This is a genomic window from Comamonas aquatilis (genome assembly GCF_965139575.1).
Taxonomy (GTDB): domain Bacteria; phylum Pseudomonadota; class Gammaproteobacteria; order Burkholderiales; family Burkholderiaceae_C; genus Comamonas; species Comamonas aquatilis.
This window is the reverse complement of sequence record NZ_CBCSIW010000008.1, coordinates 146,834-153,744: the sequence shown is the minus strand read 5'-3', so window position 1 is coordinate 153,744 and position 6,911 is coordinate 146,834. Positions and strand designations below refer to the sequence as shown.

Annotated in this window: 6 protein-coding genes and 2 pseudogenes; 3 read left to right on the top strand and 5 right to left on the bottom strand. The window is 53.8% G+C overall.

Annotation, left to right across the window (positions count from 1 at the left end; all coding sequences use genetic code 11):
- Window positions 1–740: 740 nt before the first annotated feature.
- Complete coding sequence (locus ACNAZA_RS12385) at window positions 741–1,583, bottom strand: CHAD domain-containing protein (protein WP_415796867.1); 843 nt, start codon at window positions 1,581–1,583, stop codon at window positions 741–743.
- Window positions 1,584–1,860: 277 nt separating this feature from the next.
- On the opposite strand from ACNAZA_RS12385, the gene ACNAZA_RS12380 reads away from it, so the two are divergent.
- On the top strand, window positions 1,861–2,190 hold the full coding sequence (locus ACNAZA_RS12380) for a hypothetical protein (protein ID WP_415796866.1): 330 nt from the start codon (window positions 1,861–1,863) through the stop codon (window positions 2,188–2,190).
- 145 nt (window positions 2,191–2,335) lie between these two features.
- Here ACNAZA_RS12380 and ACNAZA_RS12375 read toward each other — a convergent pair whose 3' ends face one another.
- On the bottom strand, window positions 2,336–2,839 hold the full coding sequence (locus ACNAZA_RS12375; protein WP_415796865.1) for a hypothetical protein: 504 nt from the start codon (window positions 2,837–2,839) through the stop codon (window positions 2,336–2,338).
- 209 nt (window positions 2,840–3,048) lie between these two features.
- Between ACNAZA_RS12375 and ACNAZA_RS12370 the strand changes: the two are divergent.
- Window positions 3,049–3,323, top strand: a pseudogene (locus ACNAZA_RS12370) (LysE family transporter); the annotation flags it as partial.
- Between the two features lie 191 nt (window positions 3,324–3,514).
- Here ACNAZA_RS12370 and ACNAZA_RS12365 read toward each other — a convergent pair.
- The 3 genes and pseudogenes from ACNAZA_RS12365 to ACNAZA_RS12355 all read right to left on the bottom strand — a co-directional run bounded on the left by ACNAZA_RS12365 (window position 3,515) and on the right by ACNAZA_RS12355 (window position 5,267).
- Window positions 3,515–4,021, bottom strand: coding sequence for a TnsD family Tn7-like transposition protein (locus tag ACNAZA_RS12365; protein WP_415796864.1), 507 nt, complete (start codon window positions 4,019–4,021; stop codon window positions 3,515–3,517).
- Window positions 4,022–4,311: 290 nt separating this feature from the next.
- Window positions 4,312–4,671: pseudogene (locus ACNAZA_RS12360) on the bottom strand (TnsD family Tn7-like transposition protein); the annotation flags it as partial.
- A 65-nt stretch (window positions 4,672–4,736) separates the two neighbouring features.
- The gene (locus ACNAZA_RS12355) at window positions 4,737–5,267 is read right to left on the bottom strand and encodes a TniQ family protein (protein ID WP_415796863.1); all 531 of its coding nucleotides are present in this window, start codon (window positions 5,265–5,267) and stop codon (window positions 4,737–4,739) included.
- Window positions 5,268–5,724: 457 nt separating this feature from the next.
- Between ACNAZA_RS12355 and ACNAZA_RS12350 the strand changes: the two genes are divergently transcribed.
- A complete protein-coding gene (locus ACNAZA_RS12350; RefSeq protein WP_415796875.1) occupies window positions 5,725–6,861 on the top strand; it encodes an iron-containing alcohol dehydrogenase in 1,137 nt (378 codons plus the stop codon).
- The last annotated feature ends 50 nt before the right edge of the window (window positions 6,862–6,911 follow it).

Sequence of the window (6,911 nt, the reverse complement as noted above, 5' to 3'; positions counted from 1 at the left end):
CTGGCGAATCGTGGCTCTGACACGCAAGCCAAGCTTGATATAAAGCTCAACTGCACGAATCCTGTCTGCGTATGAGTACATGAACTACCTCCTGGTAGTCCAAGTTTTTGTCCGCATCCCCGAATCCACATATTGCTTGTCCCTCAATAAAACCGCCCAAAACACAACTGGCAGTCCAAATTGCATAAGCCAAGGAGCAACTGAACATTAGCAATGCTGAAATGACTCCACCAATTGATTTGGTAAGCGGCCGAGGTCTTGATCCAAGTATCAGCACAAGGATTGCAGGAGGAATAGTTAGTGCGAGTGCAACGAACTCGCAGACTTCGACAATTTCTCTGAGGAGCGTGGCAGGTTGAGGCATGTAGTCTCTCGCTGGAAATGCATGGTCGCCATCTTAGGCTTTGCACTCTTCGCCGACATCAGGGTATGACAGCTCCTGGCCGATCTGCGACTGTCGCTGACCGACCCCTAGCTGCCGTTTGTGTTTCGTTAGCAGATGTCTGCTGTGCAACGGTTGCTGTCGACTGTGGCGACAGGGGGCGGCCTATCGGTCTGCTTAAAAGCGGTTATCCGACAGGCGATACAGGCAGTTGTTCAATGACGGGCTTCAGGTGAGCCGCTGACAGTGGTCTTTAGTTGTAACCCTATGGATTGTAGGAAGTTCGTGCTCCCGGCTCCTGCGAGGTACTTCGTTTTTTATTGCTAGGCGCTGCAATCAGAAGTCACCTGCCACGCAATTAACTCCAATCCTTGCGCAGTAAGCAAGCCGACGCGCGCAAGCGACGTTTCCGCTCCTTTTTAAACCAATGCCGTATCTTTTTCGGCCGGTCAGTTGCGGAAAGAAATGACGGGTTGTCGCGAAGAAGCATTTCACTAACCACGACGTCATTCAATTCACCCAGTGGCTTTAGAGTTTTTTTGATGCGTATCAGAGTGCTGCGATGACCTCTAGACAGAACTGGCTCAAGCAGCTCTAGCAAATAGCGAGTCTTTTTGGCTAATTTTCTGACATCGTGCAATGCAGCAAGGTCTGGCTTCTTCACTCGCAATGCTTGAGCGATTTGTTTATGAAGTTGCTTCTCCGACTTCGCCACACGCTTGTCAGCAAAGTCACGAAGCTGATGGCAAGAGTGCCTTGACGTGAGATTCGCTGAGGTTTGCGAAAGAATTTGCCCCAACTGCATCTGTATTGAAAGCGGCGAAAGTACTTCTTTTCCTGCATCCACGGCAGCGTTTCGAGCGGCAGAAATTTCGGGAGTCGATGCTGAGGTGCATTTCCCCTGAAGTCTCAGCAGCTCAACCAAAATGTCGAAATCGCGAGCCTTGCCTGCAGCATTGGCGATGGATTTATAGATGGTTCGATGCCGGGTAAATTCTCTTGAGTCGGTCAAGGGACGGTAGAACCACCACAGCGTAAGCAAGATGCGCATCGTGATGCGGATTTGATGGAATCCCTCGACGGAAGGCTCTTGCGCGACCTCCCGGGCTTGTTCAACTGCCAAGTCAACAACTGGAGTCGTGAGATCTGAAAGCGCTGTCTCAACACACCGAGTGTCTCGGCTTGCTTTTCCTTTGCCCATACAAACTCCTGGGCCAGCGTCAGTGGCCACGCATCGTTGGTAGTGACATCAATTCATGGAGCAATGGAGATGGATGCCTGAGGATTTGCATCGCAGCTCTTGCCGAGGCTAGACATAGTGTGCCACGCATCGAAGCATTCCATTGGAGTGGAACTGAGCAAGTGCTTACAACATCCTCCATTGATCTGAAGGCACAAGGAATTCCCTTGATATCATCAGCTCCCAATGTGCCCGAAGGATCGAAGTGATTACTCCCATTCCTCGCTGGTCCGCCTTAATGAGCATGAAAGATCCATTGCTGGATGCTCAGCACATTGAATTGCTGGAACTGTGCCGGTCCATCCAGTCGGATCTGGAGCGGGGATCCTTAGAAAGTTGGGTTTTCCTACAGAGGCTCAATGAATTTGCTTTTTTACTGCGAGAGCACGACTACGCCGAGTCGCACGTGTTGCATCTGCGCGGGCAGAGCCTGTCTCATGATCAAAACATGCAACGAGCTTCAGCACTGCGTGATGTTGAGGAGCTAGCGAGTAACGCACATCAGAAAAAACTTGATCCAGCCGTGACACAGCACAAAGTATGCTGTTGGATCAAACACCACTTCTGATCGTCTGCCGGACTGCTTTCATGAATGTGCCAGCACAGCACCACATTCAGACGTTGGAGTGGATGCAATTGAGAGACACCTAGCAATGACGTCGCCACGGATTCACTGAATGTGGCCTGGACTTAGGCCACATTCAATCAATGCATCAAGCCGTCTTGTCTTTCTTTTTGGATTTTGACGCGCGCTGAGCAGGTGCTTTTGCTGCGGCCTTTGCTCGTGACTTTGCTGGTACCTTTGCTGTTTCTGGTGCCGGTGCTTTTGCTGGTGTCTTTGCTCGTGGCTTTGCTGTTTCTGGTGCTGGTGCCGGTTCCGGTTCCGGTGACACTTGTGCTGCTTCTGTTGCTGGCACGCTTTCTGGCACCTCTTCTGACTTTGCGGGTCGTCCTGTCTTAATTGAAGGAACAGCCTGAAGTGCCGCCAGCAACTGCTCCCCTTCCAGTCCTGTCAACAGCATTAGGCCTGCTCTCAGCAGCTCGCTTTTTTTAACCACGCGCCCCTGCTGAGCAGCTCGCAGCTTAAGCTCTTCAATGGATGCGTACTCATCCATAGGGCAAGTGAAACTGTCGCGTACCAACTTGGGCTTCTTGAGTTTAGTTTCCTTGGCAGATTTCGAGGTAGGAAAAGGGGCGGCTTTACGGATTGCAGGCATGATAGTGAATTCAAAATAACGGTATATACAGTTTATGCCAATGCACGGCTCTCAACTCGTCGATGGAGTCGGTTTCAGCTTTCGTTCGCTCTTCAATCGTCGCTGACGGCCAAAGCGGTCACTTTTGCCCGTTTGGCGGACTTTGCATCGCGGGCAAGTCGTGTCACGCCATCTGCCTCAGCCATTCAAGCAATGAGGCCTGCGGGCTGTTTCTGACAAATGTATTGAATCCCAAGACCACGGTGTTGATCGTGAGCTTGTTCGTGCAGGTAGTGCGATCAGACACACCCCTGACTGTTCAATTGGGCTACGGTTTTTTGTTTCAGTGGCCCACATGGCCTGGTTTGCGTTGGTCGCACTTTGCTTCTCGAATGGGACAGTAAGTGATCGTTTGCTTGTCGTGCAGCACTCGATTGACCGTGCCTTCGGCGGAGTTTTGATCGTATTTGGAATCCTACTAGGAACTTCTAATGGACCGCGGTGACCATGTGAACGTGCGTCACTACCGCATTCGGAATGCTGTTGCCAGCCGCAAATGACTCAGTTCAGCCTGAAGCAGCCACCATGAGAATGCGTGAACCGACAGCTACAGACCGAACGCCGAAGGCCACAAGCAACGGAATGTTCAGCGACGGAAGGTAAGAAGGTCAGCGTAACCAGAAGACGCCCTTCGGCTCAATCCAGCATTTTTCTGAAACTTTGATGAGCTCCCAAAGCATCCTGAACCGCCTGTCGTGTAAGCGGCAACCGATGCAAAGAATCTTTCTTGGCAAGAAGTTCCGGGATCTTTTGATACAGCTGCCAGAAAAAGATACGACGAGCACCCTGCTCTTTGAGCAACAACAGCGTGGTGTCCCGCACCAAGCCACTTAAGAGTTTGTCACGAGCGTCCCAATCCACAGTCACTCCTCTTACCTTTGCTCCTTTAGGCAGGAAGGGCGGCTTGTGCTTGTCTAGCCAAACGCGATCATTGCGATAAAGCCATGTATGAGTGCTCGGCGCCTTTTTGATCATCCAAGTGATGCCTCGAAAGCCTGAAGCTTCCAACAATCCAAGCCAGATAGCTCGCTCCTGGTCTCCCCTATCTGTTTTGACCTTTTGAGCTTGGTTCCAACTGGAACGAGCATCATCTTCGGACAACACAATCTGTGAGATTGCCTCCAACGAGACACCCATCTGCACAGCAATCTCGGCTCACCTTTGCCACGGCGTAGTTTCTGGCTCGCTGCAGCATCAATTGCGGGGAGCACTGACGGTGAAACGTCCTGCCCTACGGTGAATGCATCACCTCCCTGCAATGTGGTGGCTTGAGTCTCTGAGCCAACACCTCCGCAAGCTTGAGTCACCGCAGTCAAGTCGATTGAGCGCGCATGACCTGGCTGCGCAATGACGTCAAGACCCACCGGCTGCCAGGAATCAGCGAAGCAAAAGGAGTACAACTTTTGGGATTGTGGGTTAATGGATTGAGCTTCTCTGAACTTGGATGCACTGCCAAACAACCAGTGAATCACCAACAAGTGGCTCAGCGGATGCGTCCCTGTTCTTGATGGATGCAGCAATCGCCCTAATTGCATCGCCGCAGCGTCCGTATCGATGGGAAGCCTTGCGAACTCTGCAACCTTCCCAAGTGGAGCGGCATATTCGAGAAAGGCGCTGGAGAGCTGCGCAAGCCGAAGGTAACCCCCATGGGTCACCCACCCTCGACGAGCAAGCTCACCCGAGTAAACCTCATTCAATTGCGGAGCCAACAAGGGCCTTATCGCACCGCCCTCCACGATCTCCTCAATGAGCTGTGCCAGACGCCAGAGCAACGCGAATGTCTTGTCCGGCATCGAGGCCTGGCCCTCTATTGCGCTCTGTAGCAGATGACAACTTGGTAACAACCAATTGAAGCGCTTTAGTCCAGTCGATTTGTAAACGGACTGGGAGAGGAGTTGCTGGTGCTTTGTGCATACCAAACTCCAGGGTACTGGTGGCGAAGATGCCAATAGGCCCACCCGACGTTTCGCACGTCTTCATTGATGCAAGCAGGGCAAGCTTTAAGCGGATGACTTGCCCTGAAGCGGCTTGAAAGGATGCCTAGACGAAGCTTCAACCGCGCCACATTGGAGCCGGCCAACCAGTTGACTGCATCCTCACGATCTCCAGCGGAAATGAAGGCTTGATAAAACTTCAGCAAGATGTGTTCACGGGCAACACGCCCTGTGTCACCTACCCTACCGTTCGTACGCTCAACGCAGGTCTGAAGGTTATTAGGTAAATCATGTTGCACGCCACCACGCGCATGTGCAAACAACAGCTCACAAGTGCTTTCCGAGCTTGGATACCCCCATAGGTAGTGATGGCGGCTCGCAAGGCTAAAGCAGGTCTCATCCTGGAGCCAATCCAGGAGTGGAAGCTGGATAGAGACACCATCATCAAGCGGCATCAACATAATCTAGCAGCACCGATTTGGATTGCAAGATCTTGTTGGCTTCCTCTTTGGGCCAATTGCGGCCGCCCCTATCAGATGCGCCTCGCGTAATTAAGTAGAAGTCAACAGCATGCTTTCTGGTGTCATCTCTTGGACATGCGCCGAACAGAGACGCTAGCGACTTGAAGGCAATCTACTCCCCCTCCAAAAAAGACCTCCATGGGAGCTATTTTTTGAAGCGAGCGAGTTTATGACTTTAGTTCTGCACCACCGTCCCCCGCAAACCCGCATGAATGCTAGGTCGGTGTTTGCGACTTTATTTGCGAGTTTGCGACTTTATTTACCCAGAACAATAAGCCCCTGTCTCCGCCGCGACGAAAATCACGCACATTGAGGGTTTGCTTTCTTTGCACTGCAGCATGAGGCTTTTAGATTGGAGCTATTTCCTGCTTTGCTTCAAACGCTGCACGCCATGGCCTTCATCAACTACGTTACCCAGATTCAATTTGATTTCGGCGCTGTTCGCCTTCTGCGCCAGGAGTGCGAACGCGTGGGCATCACCCGTCCGCTGATCGTCACCGACCAAGGCGTCAAAGCCGCAGGCGTGCTGCAAAAAGCACTGGATGCTCTGGGCGATCTGCCATACACCGTGTTCGACCAGACCCCCTCCAACCCCACGGAGACGGCCGTGCGCGCCGCCGCCGCGCTCTACCGCCTGCATGGCTGCGACGGGCTGATCGCCGTGGGCGGCGGCAGCGCCATCGACTGTGCCAAGGGTGTGGCGATTGCCGCCACCCATGAAGGCCCGTTGGCACATTACGCCACGATAGAGGGTGGATCACCGCGCATCAGCGAACGCGTAGCGCCGCTGATTGCCGTACCCACGACCAGCGGCACCGGCAGCGAAGTAGCACGCGGCGCCATCATCATCGTGGATGACCACCGCAAGCTGGGCTTTCACAGCTGGCACCTGGTACCCAAGGCCGCGATTTGCGACCCCGAACTTACCTACGGCCTGCCACCCATACTGACGGCGGCCACCGGCATGGATGCCATTGCCCACTGTATGGAAACCTTTATGGCTGCCGCATTCAACCCACCGGCGGACGGCATTGCCCTGGATGGCCTGGCCCGCGGCTGGACACATATCGAGCGCGCCACGCGCAACGGCAGCGACGGCGAAGCGCGCCGCCAGTTGATGAGCGCCAGCATGCAAGGTGCGATGGCATTTCAAAAAGGGCTGGGCTGCGTGCACAGCCTGAGCCACAGCCTGGGCGGCGTGAACCCGCGCTTGCACCACGGCACGCTCAACGCCATGTTTCTACCTGCCGTCGTGCTCTTCAATGCACAGGCCGAAAGCGTGCAGCGCGACAACCGTCTCAACCGCATGGCCCACGCCATGGGCCTGAACAGCGGCAGCGACATTCCCGATGCCATCCGCGACATGAATGCACGCCTGGGCCTACCGACTGGGCTTGCGGCCATGGGCGTGGAGCGCTCTCAGTTTGACGCCGTGATTGGCGGCGCGCTCAAAGACCATTGCCACGCCACCAATCCGCGCCTTGCGTCGGTGGAAGACTACCAGCTACTGCTGAGCAACTCCATGTAAGAAAAATCCAATGTGCGCCTTTAAAGGAAAGCGCTGACAGCTATCAGAAA